Below are 14,508 nucleotides of genomic sequence, written 5' to 3' on the forward strand. Positions count from 1 at the left end.
ACCGGGCGTAACAAAAAAGGCGGGCCAGTGGCCCACCACAGCAAAACGGCTCGGCAAGATCACAAGATCAAGCCAAGACCCTATGGCACAGAGACACACTATGCCCCGTTGGCGCGGATTTCAAGCACAAAGGCCGGCGTTCGACCGGCGGACACGCCTGCGAAACCGCAGGAAGGCCGGTGGTCGACCCTCCTCCAACGCTTTGGCCTCATATCGGGTCTGGGGCCAGTTTTCCGGCCGGTGCCGCCAATCCTCAGCGCGTTCGGCCAGCCATTCAAAGTCCGGATGGGCCAGCAGGTGGCGCAGCATCCAGGTGAGATAGCCCGGATCGTCGCTGGCGAGCCGAAACTCGCCGTCGTCCACCATGGCCGCGGCCAGGAGGTCGAGGGTTTCCGGCTGCACGAAGCGCCGCTTGTGATGGCGGGTCTTGGGCCAGGGGTCGGGGAACAAAAGGAAGGCGCGCGTGAGGCTGGCCTCTGGCAGCAGCGGCAGCAGGGCGCGGGCATCCTCCTCGAGTATGCGGACATTGTCGCCGCGCTGCTCCACAAGGCTGCGCAGCAGAGTGGCAATGCCGTTGCGGAAGATCTCGGCACCGATGATGCCGACATGAGGATGCGCGGCCGCCTGGGCGGCCAGGTGCTCGCCCCCGCCGAAGCCCACCTCGAGCCAGTACTCGCGGCACGAGGGGAAGAGGGCCTGGAGGTCGAGCACTACCGGCGGGTCGGGCAGTGTCAGTGCCCGCCGCGGCAGCTCTTCGTCGATCAGATGCTGCAGCGACCGGCGCAGGGGTCGCCCCGTGCGCCGGCCATGCAGCTTCGCGGCGGGAGGCCGCGCCTCACCGCTCGCAGACATCAGGCTCCGAAAGCGCGACGCAGTTCGTCCACCAGGTCCGTCCGCTCCCAGGAGAAGCCGCCGTCGGCATCCGGCGCGCGGCCGAAGTGACCGTAGGCCGCAGTGCGGGCGTAGATCGGACGGTTCAGCTTCAGGTGCTCGCGAATGCCCCGGGGGCTGAGGTCCATGACCTCGCGCAGCACCTTCTCCAGCTTGTAGGGATCGACCTCGGCCGTGCCGGCAGTCTCCACATAGAGACTGATCGGCTTGGAGACACCGATGGCATAGGACACCTGGATCAGACACTGCTTGGCGAGGCCGGCAGCAACCACGTTCTTGGCCAGGTAGCGCGCGGCATAGGCGGCCGAACGGTCCACCTTGGTCGGATCCTTGCCCGAGAAGGCACCGCCGCCGTGCGGCGCCGCACCGCCGTAGGTGTCCACGATGATCTTGCGACCGGTCAGGCCGGCATCACCGTCGGGACCACCGATGACGAAGCGACCGGTCGGGTTGACGTAGAGCTCCTCCTCCGGCGGCATCCAGCCGTTGGGCAGGCAGTGGGAGATATGGCCGCGCACGATCTCGCGCAGCTCCTCCTGGGTCGCCTTTTCCGAATGCTGGGTGGAGACCACCACGGAGGTGACGCCGACCGGAATGCCGTCTTCGTACTGCAGCGTCACCTGACTCTTGGCATCGGGCTCCAGGATGGGCTCGGCGCCGGAGTGGCGGGCTTCGGCCATGGATTTCAGAATTGCATGGGAATAGTGGATTGGCGCGGGCATGAGCGCATCGGTCTCATCGCAGGCGAAACCGAACATGATGCCCTGATCGCCAGCACCCTCGTCCTTGTTGCCGGCGGCGTCCACGCCCACGGCGATGTCAGCGGACTGCTGATGCACATGCACGGCGACGTCCATGGTTTCCCAGCTGAAACCTTCCTGACGATAGCCGATGTCGCGCACCGCCGCCCGGGCGACGTCTTCCATCATTGCCGCATTCACGGCCTCCGGCCCACGGACCTCGCCGGCAAGCACGACGCGGTTGGTGGTCGCCAAGGTCTCCACCGCTACTCGTGACAGTGGGTCATGGGAGAGGTAGGCGTCGACGATCGCATCGGAGATGCGGTCACACACCTTATCCGGATGGCCCTCGGAAACTGATTCGCTGGTGAAGAGATAGCGGCCTTTACGCACGATAATAAATCCTCGTCGCTGTCTTAGAAGTAAGCGAGATTGCCCGAACGGGCGGGCTTAACCTGCCGCTTGATAGCAGCAAGTACAAGGCCCCCTCCGGGAGACTCCCATTTTGCGCCGGCTCGGGCAGCGCCGCTCCGGCTATGCTGTCGTGGTAGTGAAGCCGCCGATTTATTTCGATTCTTCGTTGTCTTCCTCAGCCTTGCGGCCGTCCAACGCCGCCAGGGCCTTGGTCATCTCGAAGAGCCGCTTGCGCATCTCCGGCCTGCTGATGCGGTAATAGGCGCGCACCAGCTCCAGGGTTTCCCGCTTAATCACCGGGTCCGGAGCGGGCATGTAGTCCTCCAGCTCCAGCTTTTCCGCAAGCACCCGGCTCGGCGAGCGGGCGGCGACCTCTTCGGGCATATCTGCGAAGAAGAAGTTCATATCGGTGTCGAGCACCTGCGACAGGTCATACAGGCGGCTGGCGCTGATTCGGTTGCTGCCCCGCTCGTACTTCTGCACCTGCTGGAAGGTCAGGCCGATGGCTTCTCCCAGTCTTTCCTGGCTGAAGCCCATCAGCGTGCGCCGCTGTCGCACGCGCCTGCCGACGTGAACGTCCACTGCGTTGGGGCGCCCTGCGCCCCGACCCCGTATACCCTGCCCCTTGGCCATCATGCCTCCTTGTTGCACCGCAATTTTTCCGCGGAATGCTTGGCATATTGCATACTATAGTATGTAGTCAACATGCTGCCCCCGGATTGGGCTCAAGGCAGGCACACTAAATTGACTTCAGACTCGAACCGCCCCACCTCCGGCCTTGGCCGTGAAGAAAGGTGGATCGGGAAAGAGGGGCGAACCGCCGTTCCCCAGCCCGGCCAGCAAAGCAACTCCACTATTACATGTTTCCCGCACAAATCAAGGCTGCGCTGCTGCGTTACTGCCGTAGAGTAGCAGTGGGGCGCGTCCTGTGGCGAACGGCCGGGTGGCCGGTCGCGCCGAAGCGCAGCCGTGGGTTTGCCTGCTCCCGCTTGTTCCCGGGCCCGCTTTGCGGCAAGTTGCCGCGCTGCATGCAGAGGAGGCGACGCGATGAGCGAGCAGAAGGCCTATGACCTGGTTGTGATTGGTGGCGGACCCGGCGGTTATGTCTGTGCCATCCGCGCAGCACAACTCGGGATGAAGGTTGCCTGCGTTGAGAAGCGGGGCACCCTGGGTGGCACCTGCCTCAATATCGGCTGCATTCCTTCGAAGGCGCTGCTGCAGGCCAGTGAGAAGTTCGAGGAAGCCAATCACTCCCTGGCGAAGTTCGGCGTCAAGCTGGGCAAGGTCAGCCTCGACCTGCCGACCATGCTTGAGCACAAGGACTCCGTGGTCGAGAGCAACGTCAAAGGCATCGAGTTCCTCTTCAAGAAGAACAAGATCGACTGGCTGAAGGGCGCCGGGCGGATCACCGCGCCGGGCACCGTGGAGGTCGATGGCGAGAGCGTGTCGGCCAAGAACATCGTGATTGCCACCGGCTCGACCCACGTGGACCTGCCCGGACTGGACGTGGATGAGGAGCGAATCGTCTCCTCCACCGGGGCTCTGACCCTGGAGAAGGTGCCGAAGCACCTGGTGGTGATCGGCGGCGGCTACATCGGCCTGGAAATGGGCTCGGTCTGGCAGCGCCTCGGCGCCAAGGTCACCGTGGTCGAGTTCCTCGACCGCATCGTGCCGGGCATGGATGGCGAGATCGCCAAGACCTTCCAGCGCGTGCTGAAGAAGCAGGGCATGACCTTCAAGCTCGCCACCAAGGTCACGGGTGCCAAGACCAAGCGCTCCGGGGTGACGCTCACCATGGAGCCGGCCAAGGGCGGCGAGGCGGAAAGCCTGGATTGCGACGTCGTGCTCGTGGCCGTCGGTCGCAAGCCCTACGTCGAGGGTCTGGGCCTGGAAGAGGTCGGCGTTGAACTGGATGAGCGCGGCCGGATAAAGGTGGATGCGGCCTACCGCACCAACGTGGCCGGCATCCACGCCATCGGCGACGTCATCCCCGGCCCGATGCTGGCGCACAAGGCCGAGGAGGAGGGCGCCGCCCTGGCCGAGATCCTCGCCGGGCAGCCGGGCCATGTGAACTACGATACCGTGCCGGGCATCGTCTACACCTGGCCGGAAGTGGCCAGTGTGGGCAAGACCGAGGAGGAGCTGAAGGAGGCGGGCGTCGAGTATCGCGTCGGCAAGTTCCCCTTCACCGCCAACGGTCGCGCCCGGGCGATGAACAGCACCGATGGCATGGTGAAGATTCTGGCCGACAAAGCCACCGATCGCATCCTGGGCGCTCACATCCTGGGGCCGGAGGCCGGCACCTTGATCCACGAGGTGGTGGTGGCGATGGAGTTCGGCGGTTCGGCCGAGGATTTGGCCCGCTCGTTCCACGGCCATCCGACCCTCAACGAGGCGGTGAAGGAAGCCGCCCTGGCCGTGCACGGCCGCTCCCTGCATATCTGAGGCCTTCTGTATGACTCTGCTGTTCAAGTCCGACATCGAGCGTCACGACACCTGGCTGCCGGCGCTGCAGAAGCATCTGCCGGACCGCGAGATCCGACTCTGGCCCGAGGTGGGGGAGAAGGCGGATATCGAGTACGCCCTGGTCTGGGAGCCGCCCGAGGGTTTTCTGGCCACGCTGCCGAACCTGAAGGCGATCTTCTCCATCGGCGCCGGGATCGACCACATCGTTGCCGATCGTAAGCGCCCGGCGCAGCTGCCGGTGGTCCGCATGGTGGAGGAGGGCCTGACCGCCGGGATGACCGAGTTCGTCCTGATGCAGGTGCTCTATCACCATCGCTTGATGCTGGACTATCGCGCCCAGGCGGCTCAGCGCCTCTGGCGCGAGATTCCCGCGATGCCCGCCGGGGACCGCCGGGTGGGTATTCTGGGGCTCGGCGTCCTGGGCCAGGATGCAGCGGCCAAGCTGGCGACGCTGGGCTTCGATGTGGCCGGCTGGAGCCGCACGCCCAAGGAAGTGGCGGGCGTGGCCTGCTATCACGGGCCAGACGGGCTCGATGCCATGTTGGCGCGCAGCGACATTCTGGTCTGCCTGCTGCCATTGACCCCGGAAACCCGGGGAATTCTCAATGCGCAGCTCTTCGCGAAGCTGCCGCGCGGCGCCTGTCTGATCAATGTCGGCCGCGGCGCGCACCAGGTAGAGACGGATATCCTGGCGGCCCTGGATTCCGGCCAGCTCAAGGAGGTCTCGCTGGACGTGTTCGAGACCGAGCCACTGCCGGCGGACAGCCCGCTGTGGGAGCATCCCCGGGTGGTGATGACGCCGCACATTGCCTCGATGACCGTGCCGGACACGGCAGCGCGCTCGGTGGCGGAGAACATCGCCCGCATCGAGTCCGGCCAGCCGCCGCTCAATGTGGTGGATTTCGAACGCGGTTACTGAACTGGGGCCGTCTCGCGTGCCCTTGTTTCGAGCGGGGCAAGCAGCCATTTTGAAGGCAGTCCGGTGCCGCCAGGGCCGGTTGTGATGCCTTAAATTCCGAACGGAGTCTGCGCAATGGAGCCGATTATTGGTTCGCTGTCCGGTAATCCCAGCGCCGCGGGGCAAGCCGCCCCGGCCGGCGATGTCATAAAGGATTCGGATACCGCGAACTTCCGCCAGGACGTCATGGAAGCCTCCATGCAGCGGCCGGTTATCGTGGACTTCTGGGCCACCTGGTGTGGGCCATGCAAGCAGCTGACGCCGGTGCTGGAAAAGGCGGTGAGCGAGGCAGGCGGCAAGGTCTCCCTGGTCAAGATCGACATCGACAAGAACCAGCAATTGGCCGCACAGCTGCGCATCCAGTCCGTGCCCACGGTCTACGCCTTCTATCAGGGGCAGCCGGTGGACGGTTTCCAGGGCGCGCTGCCGGAAAGCCAGGTCAAGCAGTTCATCGCCGGTGTGCTGCAGACGGCGGGGCAGGATGCGGGCCCTTCGGCGGAGGAGATCCTCGCCGAGGCTGAGAATATGCGCACCGCCGGCCAGCCGCAGGAAGCGGCCCAGCTTTTCGGACGGATCCTGCAGCAGGATCAGGAGAATGCGGCGGCGGTTGCCGGCATGCTGCGCTGCCAGATCGATATGGGCGATCTGGACGGTGCCGAGGAGACCCTGAAGAGCCTGCCGGAAGCCATGCAGCTCAAGCCCGAGCTGCAGGCGGTGTCCAGCGCCATCGAACTGGCGCGCCAGGCGGCGCAGAGCGGCGACGTGGCCGACCTGATGGAAAAGGTGGCGCATAACCCTGACGACCATCAGGCGCGCTTCGACCTGGCCCAGGCGCTCTATGCCCAGAACAAGCGCGAAGCGGCGGTCGAGGAACTGCTGGAGATCGTCAAGCGCCAGCGCGACTGGAACGAGGATGCGGCCCGCAAGCAGCTGGTGAAGTACTTCGAGGCCTGGGGCTTCAAGGATCCGCTGGCCCAGGAGGCGCGTCGGCGCCTCTCGTCGCTGCTCTTCGCATGACCACACCTGCTTTCGCCCCGCGTTACGACGAACTGCCGGAGATCCTGCCGATCTTCCCGCTGCCGGGGGCTCTGCTCCTGCCGGGCGGCCAGCTTCCGCTTAACATTTTCGAGCCGCGCTATCTGGCCATGACCCAGGCCGCCCTGGCCGGGTCGCGGCTGATCGGCATGGTGCAGCCGCTCCCTCAGGACCAGGAGGGTGACTCCGCCGACGTTGGCGCCGCGCCGCTGTTCGGCATCGGCTGCGCCGGGCGCATCACTTCCTTCGGCGAAACCGACGACGGGCGCTATCTCATCACACTGACCGGCATGCTGCGCTTCAGCGTGCGCGAGGAACTGCCGCGGGCCGAGGAAGGCTATCGCCGTGTCCGGCCGGCCTGGGAGCCGTTCCGCGGCGACCTGGAAGGCGGTGACGAACTGGCGCAGATCGAGCAGGCCTTCGACCGCACCCGACTGCTGCAGGCGCTGCGCGGCTACTTCGAGGTCTCCGGCCTGCAGGGCGACTGGGACTCGATCCAGGCCGCCGCAGACGACGAGCTGGTGACGGCGCTGGCCATGCTCTGCCCCTTCGATGTGCGCGAGAAGCAGGCGCTGCTGGAAGCGCCGACGCTGGGCGAGCGGGCAGAGACGATGATCGCGCTGTTCGAGATGGCAACCCTGGCCCAGGGCGGTGGCGAAGTCCTGCGCCACTGACCCGATCCGGGGCCGATTCGGGGAGATAGAAATGGCGGATGCTGCGAGAGTGGATCCAAAGCTGCTCGATATCCTGGTCTGTCCCTTGACCAAGGGGCCGCTGGAGTACGATCGGGAGCGTCAGGAGCTGATCAGCCGGCAGGCCAAACTGGCCTATCCGGTGCGCGACGGCATCCCCATCATGCTGCCGGAAGAGGCGCGCGATCTCGATGAGTGAGTTCGACGTCAAGCACCACCCGGTGGAGCTGCGCTACAAGCGCTCGGAGAAGTGCCTGGAGGTGACCTTCGACGACGGGCAAAGCTTCTCGCTGCCCGCGGAGCTGCTGCGGGTGGAAAGCCCCTCCGCCGAGGTCCAGGGCCACGGTCCGGGACAAAAGCAGATCGTCTCCGGGCGCCGGCACGTGGGCATCATGGAAATCGAGCCGGTGGGCAGCTATGCCGTCCGCCTGAAGTTCGACGACCTGCACGACACCGGCCTCTATTCCTGGGACTACCTCCACAAGCTGGGCGAGGAGCAGGAACAGCTCTGGGCCGACTACTTGAGCAATCTCGAAGCCCGCGGTTTGTCGCGCGACCCGCCGGGTCGTGCTTGAGAAACCCCCCGGCAAGACAGTAAGCAGACCACCTTTACGGCAAGCGAGTCGCGCTGCGCTGGGGCGCGGCGGCGATCCGACAGCAGGAGCGGAGAGACGATATGGCGGGTGAGGCAGGCGTGCGCGACGGCGAGGGGCGCTGGCAGTTCTGGATCGATCGCGGCGGAACCTTCACCGATGTGGTGGGCCGCCGCCCCGACGGCGAGATCGTCACCCACAAGCTGCTGTCCGAGAATCCCGAGGCCTACAAGGACGCCGCGATTCAGGGCATCCGCGATCTGCTCGGCCTGCAGGGCGAGGAAGCCATTCCCGCCAGCCAGGTCGAGGCGGTGAAAATGGGCACCACGGTTGCCACCAACGCCTTGCTAGAGCGCAAGGGCGATCGCACGGTACTCGCCATCACCCGCGGCTTCCGCGACCAGCTGCGCATCGCCTACCAGAACCGCCCGCACCTTTTCACCCGGCGTATCGAACTGCCGGAACTGCTCTATGAGCAGGTGGTGGAGGTTCCCGAGCGTCTGCTGGCCGACGGCACGGTACTGGAGCCCTTGGACGAGGCAGCCACGCGCGCCGGGCTGCAGGCGGCCTATGATGCCGGCATCCGCTCGCTCGCCATCGTGTTCATGCACGGCTATCGCTTCACCGACCATGAGAAGCGGGTGGCGGAGATCGGCCGCGAGATCGGCTTTCCGCAGATCTCGGTCAGCCACGAGGTGAGCCCGCTGATGAAGCTGGTCGGGCGCGGCGACACCACCGTTGTCGATGCCTACCTTTCGCCGATCCTGCGGCGCTACGTCGACCAGGTCGCGGGGCAACTCGGCGGGGCCGAGGGGGATGCGGCGGCCGCGGCCGTGCGGCTGCTGTTCATGCAGTCGAACGGCGGCCTGACCGATGCCCACGCCTTTCAGGGAAAGGACTCCATTCTCTCCGGGCCGGCCGGCGGCATTGTCGGTGCCGTGCGCACGGCAGCCATGGGCGGCTTCGAGAAGATCATCACCTTCGACATGGGCGGCACCTCCACTGATGTCGCCCACTACGACGGCGAGTACGAGCGTACGTTTGAGACCCAGGTCGCAGGTGTGCGTATGCGTGCGCCGATGATGCAGATAAACACAGTGGCGGCCGGCGGTGGGTCGATCCTGCATTTCGATGGCACCCGGTACCGGGTGGGGCCCGACAGCGCCGGTGCCAATCCCGGGCCGGCCAGCTATCGCCGCGGCGGCCCGCTGGCGGTCACCGATGCCAATGTCATGCTGGGCCGCATCCAGCCCGATTTCTTCCCGCCGGTCTTCGGCCCCGGGGCCGACGAGCCACTGAATGGCGAGGTGGTGAAGACGCAGTTTGCCGAGATGGCCAGCAGGATCCACGAGGCCACAGGCGACGAGCGCAGCCCAGAAGAAGTGGCCGAGGGCTTTCGCCGCATCGCGGTGGAGAACATGGCCAACGCCATCAAGAAGATCTCCATCCAGCGCGGCTACGACGTCTCCAGGTACACCCTGAACTGCTTCGGTGGCGCCGGCGGACAGCATGCCTGCGACATCGCCGACACCCTGGGCATGACCCGCATCTTCCTGCACCCCTACGCCGGTGTGCTCTCGGCCTATGGCATGGGGCTGGCCGACCTGCGCGTGATCAAGGAGCAGGCGGTGGAAAAGCGCCTGCAGTCGGCGCTGGAGGACGTCACCTCTGCGCTTGATACGCTGGAAGCGGAAGCCCGCGGCGAGCTGGTGGCCCAGGGCGTACCGGCGGCGCGCATCGAGATCCTGCGCAAGGTTCACCTGCGCTACGAGGGGACCGACTCGGCGCTGATCGTTGATTTCGGCACGGCCGAAGCCGTGGTCGCTGCCTTCGAGGCAGCCTACACGCAGCGTTTCGGCTTCACCATGCCAGAAAAGGCCCATGTGGTGGAGGCGGTCTCCGTCGAAGCCATCGGTCGCACCGATGCCGCCGACGATCCGGATCTGGCAGTGCAGGAGAACGCCCCCGCGCCGCAGCCGGCGGCGCAGCGTGCGATCTACACCAATGGCGCCTGGCACGACGCGCCGGTCTTCCGGCGCGAGGACATCGTGCCCGGCCACAAGATCGATGGCCCGGCCATCGTCATCGAAACCACCTCCACCACGGTGGTCGACCCCGGCTGGCGCGCCGCGCTCACCGGCCGCAATCACCTGGTGCTGGAGCGCGTGGTGCCGCTGGAGCGGGCCGTAGCCGTGGGCACGCAGGTCGATCCGGTCATGCTGGAGATCTTCAACAATCTCTTCATGTCCATCGCCGAGCAGATGGGCTCCACGCTGGAGAAGACCGCCTACTCGGTGAACATCAAGGAGCGGCTGGACTTCTCCTGCGCGCTCTTCACGCCGACGGGTGACCTGGTCGCCAATGCGCCGCACATGCCGGTGCATCTGGGCTCCATGAGCGAATCGATCCGCGTGGTGATCCGCCAGAACCGTGACCGGCTTGCCCCGGGCGACGTCTATATGCTGAACGCGCCCTACAACGGCGGCACCCACCTGCCGGACATCACCGTGGTCACGCCGGTCTTCAACGAGGCCGAAACCGAAATCCTCTTCTATGTGGCCAGCCGCGGCCATCATGCGGATGTGGGCGGAACCACGCCGGGCTCCATGCCGCCGGATTCCCGGACGGTGGAAGAGGAAGGCGTGCTGATCGACAACTTCAAGCTGGTTGAGCAGGGCCGCTTCCGGGAAGACGCGGTGCGCGAGCTGCTGCGCAACGCGCGTTATCCGGCGCGCAATCCCGACCAGAACGTGGCCGACCTCAAGGCACAGATCGCTGCCAACCAGAAGGGGGTCGCGGAGCTGCGCCGCATCGTCGGCCTTTTCGGGCTGGAGGTCGTGCAGGCCTATATGGGCCACGTGCAGGACAACGCCGAGGAGCAGGTGCGCCGGGTGCTCGATCGTCTGGCTCCCGGGCAGTTCGTCTATCCCATGGACGACGGCAGCCAAATCGCAGTGAGCGTGTCCATCGACCGGGCCGCGCGCACCGCCCGCATCGATTTCACCGGCACCAGCGCGCAGCTGCCCAACAACTTCAATGCACCCTCGGCGGTCTGCCGGGCGGCCGTGCTTTACGTCTTCCGCACCCTGGTGGAGGACGAGATCCCGATGAACGAGGGCTGCCTCAAGCCGCTCGACATCGTGATCCCGGAAGGCTCCATGCTCAATCCGGTGGCGCCGGCGGCCGTGGTGGCCGGTAACGTGGAGACCAGCCAGGCGATCACCGACTGCCTCTATGGCGCGACCAAGGCTCTGGCGGGTGCGCAGGGGACGATGAACAACCTCACCTTCGGCAGCGACCGCTACCAGTACTATGAGACCATCGCCGGAGGTTCGGGTGCGGGCGAGGGCTTCGACGGCTGCGATGCCGTGCACACCCACATGACCAATGCGCGGCTCACCGACCCCGAGGTGCTGGAGTGGCGCTTCCCGGTGCTGCTGGAGTCCTTCGAGATCCGCCGCGGTTCCGGCGGCAAGGGGCATTGGCGCGGCGGCGACGGCACGATCCGCCGACTGCGCTTCCTGGAGCCAATGACGGCCTCGATCCTCTCCAGCCACCGCAAGGTGCCGAACTTCGGTCTGGAGGGCGGCGAACCCGGCGCGCTGGGCCGCAATGCCGTGATCCGCAAGGACGGACGGGTCGAGGAGCTCTCCGGCACCGACAAGGCGGAGATGCAGCCCGGCGACGCCTTCCTGGTGGAAACGCCGGGCGGCGGTGGCTACGGCAAGGCGTGAAGCGTAGCGCGTCCAATCTGAACCTTCGGGCTTCAAATTTGGACGCGCTCTTTTGCTCAGAGGACTGGAACAGGAAAAACCCCTCGGGCCGGCCGGCCCGAGGGGTTTTCTTGATCAAGAGACTGGAAGCGGTGCGCGGCCGAGATACCCGGCCGGCGATCCGCCTCACTTCATCTTGGATTCCTTGAACTCGACGTGCTTGCGCGCAACGGGGTCGTACTTGCGCAGGCTCATCTTTTCGGTCTGGTTACGCGGGTTCTTCTTCTTGACGTAGAAGTAGCCGGTGTCGGCGGTGCTCACCAGCTTGATCCATTGCGTCACGGGCTTCGCCATAACGATCTGTCCTTCCGGGCTGCTTGGCGCTGCAAATTTCGATGCCCGGGCCGGTGTTCCGGCAGGTCAGGCACCGATGACTCTCGAAGTGCTTGGGGTGCGGCCATGCCGCCCGATCACACTCTGCAAGGCGGCGACGATAGCCACGCGAAGACACAAGTCAAGGCTCGCAGCGGACGTCCCTCACGATTCTGCTCGTCAGCGGCGGCGGATGCGACCCTGGCGATAGAGGAAGAGGCAGGCAGGGCGCTCCGGCTGCTCGAGGCGATGCAGCGCCTCCTGCAGCACCGCACGGGTCACGTCGGCCATGGGCAGCGCGTCCAGGGAGCGGGCAGGGCGCCAGTCCAGATCCTCCAGCTCGCCATCCCCGGCGAGGCGACCGCCCACGGCCACCTCGTCGGTGCAGCAGAGAAAGAAGCGGCTGTGAAAGCGGATCGGCGACTGCGGTGGCGTGATGGCGCGCGCCACAAAGCTTAGCTGCCCGAAGGCCGGGGCAAGTCCCGCGCGGCGGTAATCCTGCCAGACGCCCGGTGTCGACGCCGTATCGCCTGCCAGGGAGGCCTCGCTGTCTGCCAGCAGCAGGCCGGTCTCCTCCCAGGTCTCGCGAATGGCGGCCCGGCGCAGCGCCGGAAAGAGGCGCGCGGTGAGGCCGTCGGCGCCTGGGCCGGGCGCCGGACTTGGCGGTTCGGCAAAGCCGCTTGCCTGGCGGTCGCCGGGGTCCAGGCGGCCGCCGGGAAAGACGTAGTAGCCCGGCATGAAGCGCAGCCGGGCGTTGCGCCGGCCGAGCAGCACCTCGGCACCCTTGGCGCTGCGGCGCAGCAGCACGATGCCAGCAGCGGCCTGGGGTCGCACGACACTGCGCCGCGCCCTGCGCTTTTCCGCCAGGCCCGTCACTGTGCTTGCCCAATCACTGTGCTGGTACGCTCACCCCGGCGGGCGCTTCGTTTGACAGGGCCTGATCGATCAGGACTTCCCTGCGGGGCATCTCTGCCGTCACCGTGGGCAGGCCCTGGGCGGCGGCATAGAGGTTCGGGTCGCGCAGCAGCTTCATGGCGATGCGCATGTCGGCCTCGCGCTCGGCATCATCCTTGGGACAGTGGGCGCGGAAGGCTGCCAGTTCCCCCGGATTATCGACGGCGACGCGTTGCCGGCGCAGGGCCCGGTGTTCGCGGGTGAAGCCCTGATAGATGCCACTCATCAGCGCCTCCTCGTCCTGGGTTTCGCCGCTGGTGCAGACGTCGGGCATCACGCCGCGCCGGTCCAGGGAGTAGCCGGACGGAGCGTGGAATCGCGCCCAGGTCAGGGTCAGTTCGCCCTCGTTGGGCAGGCGCAGGACGGTTTGCACCGTTCCCTTGCCATAGGAGCCGCTGCCGACCACCAGGGCGCGGCCGGCATCCTGCAGGGCGGCGGCGACGATTTCCGAGGCCGAGGCCGAGTTGCCGTTGATCAGCACCACCATGGGCCGGGGCGGCACCCGGGCCTCGTGGCGCGACTCGAAGTATTGATGGCTGTCGGGATGGCGGCCGTGCGTTGAGACGATGCGCCCGCCTTCCAGGAAGATGTCGGCCACGCTCACCGACTGCTCCAGCAGACCGCCGGGGTTGGAGCGCAGGTCAAGCAGGTAGCCCGAAAGTCGGTCGCCCGCCTCGCGCTCGGCCTGGACCAGCTTGCGGCGCAAAGTGGCGGTGGTGGCGTGATTGAAGCCAGTCACCCGGAAGACGGCAACGGAGTCCTCAAGGCTGTAGTGGACCGTCTGGGGCACAATGTGGGCGCGCTGCACGTTGACCTGGAAGGGCGTTTCCATCTCCTCGCGCTTGATCAGCAGGCGCACCCGGGAGTTCACTGGGCCGCGAAGCTGCTGCACCACTTCGTACTGGTCGAAGTCCTTGGCCGCTGCGCCGTCGATGGCCAGGATGAGGTCGCGGCCCTGCAGGCCGGCGCTCTCGGCCGGTGTGTCCTCCATGACCGAGAGGATGCGCACGCCGTCATCCTCGTTGCGGATACGCACGCCGATGCCGCCGAAGCCGCTGCGCCCGGCGCGGTTCTCGCGTGCCTGATCGCGGCCGGCATAGCGCGAAAAGCCGTCCAGCTCGCCGACGATACCCCCGAAGACGGTGCCATAGAGCTCCTCGCCGTCGGCCTCGGCGACGGCCGGCGACAGGGCCCGGGCGTCGTCCAGCACCCGGGCGGTGAGCGCACCCCAGGCGTCGTAGTCCTGCTGGCGCGGCAGGGCATAGTGCTGTGCCGGCTGGTCCTCGACGCGCAGGATGAAGCCGCTGTCCTCTTCCGGCTCCAGGGCGATGCGCGGGTCCATGTCGTGCAATTCGCCCAGACCGGCCTGTGCCAGCTGGCGCGGCGGCATGGCTTCGATGTAGACGCCGGCGATGTCATGGTAGCCGGCGGTGAACAGCCGGGCGGCCCGCTCGCTGTCGTACTCCGGGCTGGAGAAGCCGGCATTGCCGGCGGTGCAGGCCATGAGCAGCAGCAACCCGAACAGGGTGCCGAGCGCTCGAGTCCCGCGTCGTAAAGGCCGGTCGCTTCGCATCATCCGGTCCACAAAAATCACATCCGCCGCCTCATTCAGCACAGTTTGGTGGGCAAGTGCCAGAGGGTGTCATGAGCATTCCTCCTATGAACCACACCAACCTTTCG

General features: G+C 66.4%; 13 protein-coding genes. 7 read left to right on the top strand and 6 right to left on the bottom strand.

Annotation, left to right across the window (positions count from 1 at the left end; genetic code table 11):
* Positions 1-120 precede the first annotated feature (120 nt).
* The 3 genes from trmB to ABZ720_RS15010 form a co-directional block, all read right to left on the bottom strand.
* Positions 121-852 carry a tRNA (guanosine(46)-N7)-methyltransferase TrmB gene (gene trmB, locus ABZ720_RS15000; RefSeq protein ID WP_366556343.1) on the bottom strand — a complete coding sequence of 244 codons (732 nt, stop codon included), beginning with the start codon at positions 850-852 and terminating at the stop codon, positions 121-123.
* A complete protein-coding gene (gene metK / locus ABZ720_RS15005) occupies positions 852-2,024 on the bottom strand; it encodes a methionine adenosyltransferase (RefSeq protein ID WP_366556344.1) in 1,173 nt (390 codons plus the stop codon). The genes trmB and metK overlap by 1 nt, the downstream gene beginning before the upstream one ends.
* Positions 2,025-2,195: 171 nt before the next feature.
* A complete protein-coding gene (locus tag ABZ720_RS15010; protein ID WP_366556345.1) occupies positions 2,196-2,681 on the bottom strand; it encodes a helix-turn-helix domain-containing protein in 486 nt (161 codons plus the stop codon).
* Between the two features lie 411 nt (positions 2,682-3,092).
* Between ABZ720_RS15010 and lpdA the strand changes: the two genes are divergently transcribed.
* The 7 genes from lpdA (at position 3,093) to ABZ720_RS15045 (ending at position 11,523) form a co-directional block, all read left to right on the top strand.
* The gene (gene lpdA, locus ABZ720_RS15015; RefSeq protein WP_366556346.1) at positions 3,093-4,490 is read left to right on the top strand and encodes a dihydrolipoyl dehydrogenase; all 1,398 of its coding nucleotides are present in this window, start codon (positions 3,093-3,095) and stop codon (positions 4,488-4,490) included.
* A gap of 10 nt (positions 4,491-4,500) precedes the next feature.
* The gene (locus ABZ720_RS15020) at positions 4,501-5,430 is read left to right on the top strand and encodes a 2-hydroxyacid dehydrogenase (protein WP_366556347.1); all 930 of its coding nucleotides are present in this window, start codon (positions 4,501-4,503) and stop codon (positions 5,428-5,430) included.
* A 114-nt stretch (positions 5,431-5,544) separates the two neighbouring features.
* Positions 5,545-6,486: a thioredoxin gene (gene trxA, locus ABZ720_RS15025; protein ID WP_366556348.1), complete on the top strand. Its 942-nt coding sequence runs from the start codon at positions 5,545-5,547 to the stop codon at positions 6,484-6,486.
* Positions 6,483-7,178, top strand: coding sequence for an LON peptidase substrate-binding domain-containing protein (locus ABZ720_RS15030; protein WP_366556349.1), 696 nt, complete (start codon positions 6,483-6,485; stop codon positions 7,176-7,178). The genes trxA and ABZ720_RS15030 overlap by 4 nt, the downstream gene beginning before the upstream one ends.
* Before the next feature lie 31 nt (positions 7,179-7,209).
* Positions 7,210-7,395: a Trm112 family protein gene (locus ABZ720_RS15035; RefSeq protein WP_366556350.1), complete on the top strand. Its 186-nt coding sequence runs from the start codon at positions 7,210-7,212 to the stop codon at positions 7,393-7,395.
* Positions 7,388-7,771, top strand: a complete 384-nt coding sequence (locus tag ABZ720_RS15040; RefSeq protein WP_366556351.1) for a gamma-butyrobetaine hydroxylase family protein — start codon at positions 7,388-7,390, stop codon at positions 7,769-7,771. The genes ABZ720_RS15035 and ABZ720_RS15040 overlap by 8 nt, the downstream gene beginning before the upstream one ends.
* A 101-nt stretch (positions 7,772-7,872) precedes the next feature.
* Positions 7,873-11,523, top strand: coding sequence for a hydantoinase B/oxoprolinase family protein (locus ABZ720_RS15045; RefSeq protein WP_366556352.1), 3,651 nt, complete (start codon positions 7,873-7,875; stop codon positions 11,521-11,523).
* 165 nt (positions 11,524-11,688) lie between these two features.
* Here the strand turns inward: ABZ720_RS15045 and rpmG are convergent, their stop codons facing one another.
* From rpmG to ABZ720_RS15060, 3 genes are all read right to left on the bottom strand, one after another.
* On the bottom strand, positions 11,689-11,856 hold the full coding sequence (rpmG, locus tag ABZ720_RS15050; protein WP_275821442.1) for a 50S ribosomal protein L33: 168 nt from the start codon (positions 11,854-11,856) through the stop codon (positions 11,689-11,691).
* Positions 11,857-12,054: 198 nt separating this feature from the next.
* Positions 12,055-12,750, bottom strand: a complete 696-nt coding sequence (locus tag ABZ720_RS15055; protein WP_366556353.1) for an NUDIX hydrolase — start codon at positions 12,748-12,750, stop codon at positions 12,055-12,057.
* A 13-nt stretch (positions 12,751-12,763) separates the two neighbouring features.
* Complete coding sequence (locus tag ABZ720_RS15060) at positions 12,764-14,422, bottom strand: S41 family peptidase (RefSeq protein ID WP_366556354.1); 1,659 nt, start codon at positions 14,420-14,422, stop codon at positions 12,764-12,766.
* Between the last annotated feature and the right edge of the window lie 86 nt (positions 14,423-14,508).

This window comes from Aquibaculum sediminis (assembly GCF_040712085.1).
Taxonomy (GTDB): domain Bacteria; phylum Pseudomonadota; class Alphaproteobacteria; order Kiloniellales; family DSM-21159; genus Aquibaculum; species Aquibaculum sediminis.

What these genes read in the sequence shown, in the direction of transcription:
- trmB (WP_366556343.1), bottom strand. Translation starts at nt 852, where the DNA reads ATGTCTGCGAGCGGTGAGGCGCGGCCTCCCGCCGCGAAGCTGCATGGC.
- ABZ720_RS15010 (WP_366556345.1), bottom strand. Translation starts at nt 2,681, where the DNA reads ATGATGGCCAAGGGGCAGGGTATACGGGGTCGGGGCGCAGGGCGCCCC.
- lpdA (WP_366556346.1), top strand. Translation starts at nt 3,093, where the DNA reads ATGAGCGAGCAGAAGGCCTATGACCTGGTTGTGATTGGTGGCGGACCC.
- ABZ720_RS15020 (WP_366556347.1), top strand. Translation starts at nt 4,501, where the DNA reads ATGACTCTGCTGTTCAAGTCCGACATCGAGCGTCACGACACCTGGCTG.
- trxA (WP_366556348.1), top strand. Translation starts at nt 5,545, where the DNA reads ATGGAGCCGATTATTGGTTCGCTGTCCGGTAATCCCAGCGCCGCGGGG.
- ABZ720_RS15030 (WP_366556349.1), top strand. Translation starts at nt 6,483, where the DNA reads ATGACCACACCTGCTTTCGCCCCGCGTTACGACGAACTGCCGGAGATC.
- ABZ720_RS15035 (WP_366556350.1), top strand. Translation starts at nt 7,210, where the DNA reads ATGGCGGATGCTGCGAGAGTGGATCCAAAGCTGCTCGATATCCTGGTC.
- ABZ720_RS15040 (WP_366556351.1), top strand. Translation starts at nt 7,388, where the DNA reads ATGAGTGAGTTCGACGTCAAGCACCACCCGGTGGAGCTGCGCTACAAG.
- ABZ720_RS15045 (WP_366556352.1), top strand. Translation starts at nt 7,873, where the DNA reads ATGGCGGGTGAGGCAGGCGTGCGCGACGGCGAGGGGCGCTGGCAGTTC.
- rpmG (WP_275821442.1), bottom strand. Translation starts at nt 11,856, where the DNA reads ATGGCGAAGCCCGTGACGCAATGGATCAAGCTGGTGAGCACCGCCGAC.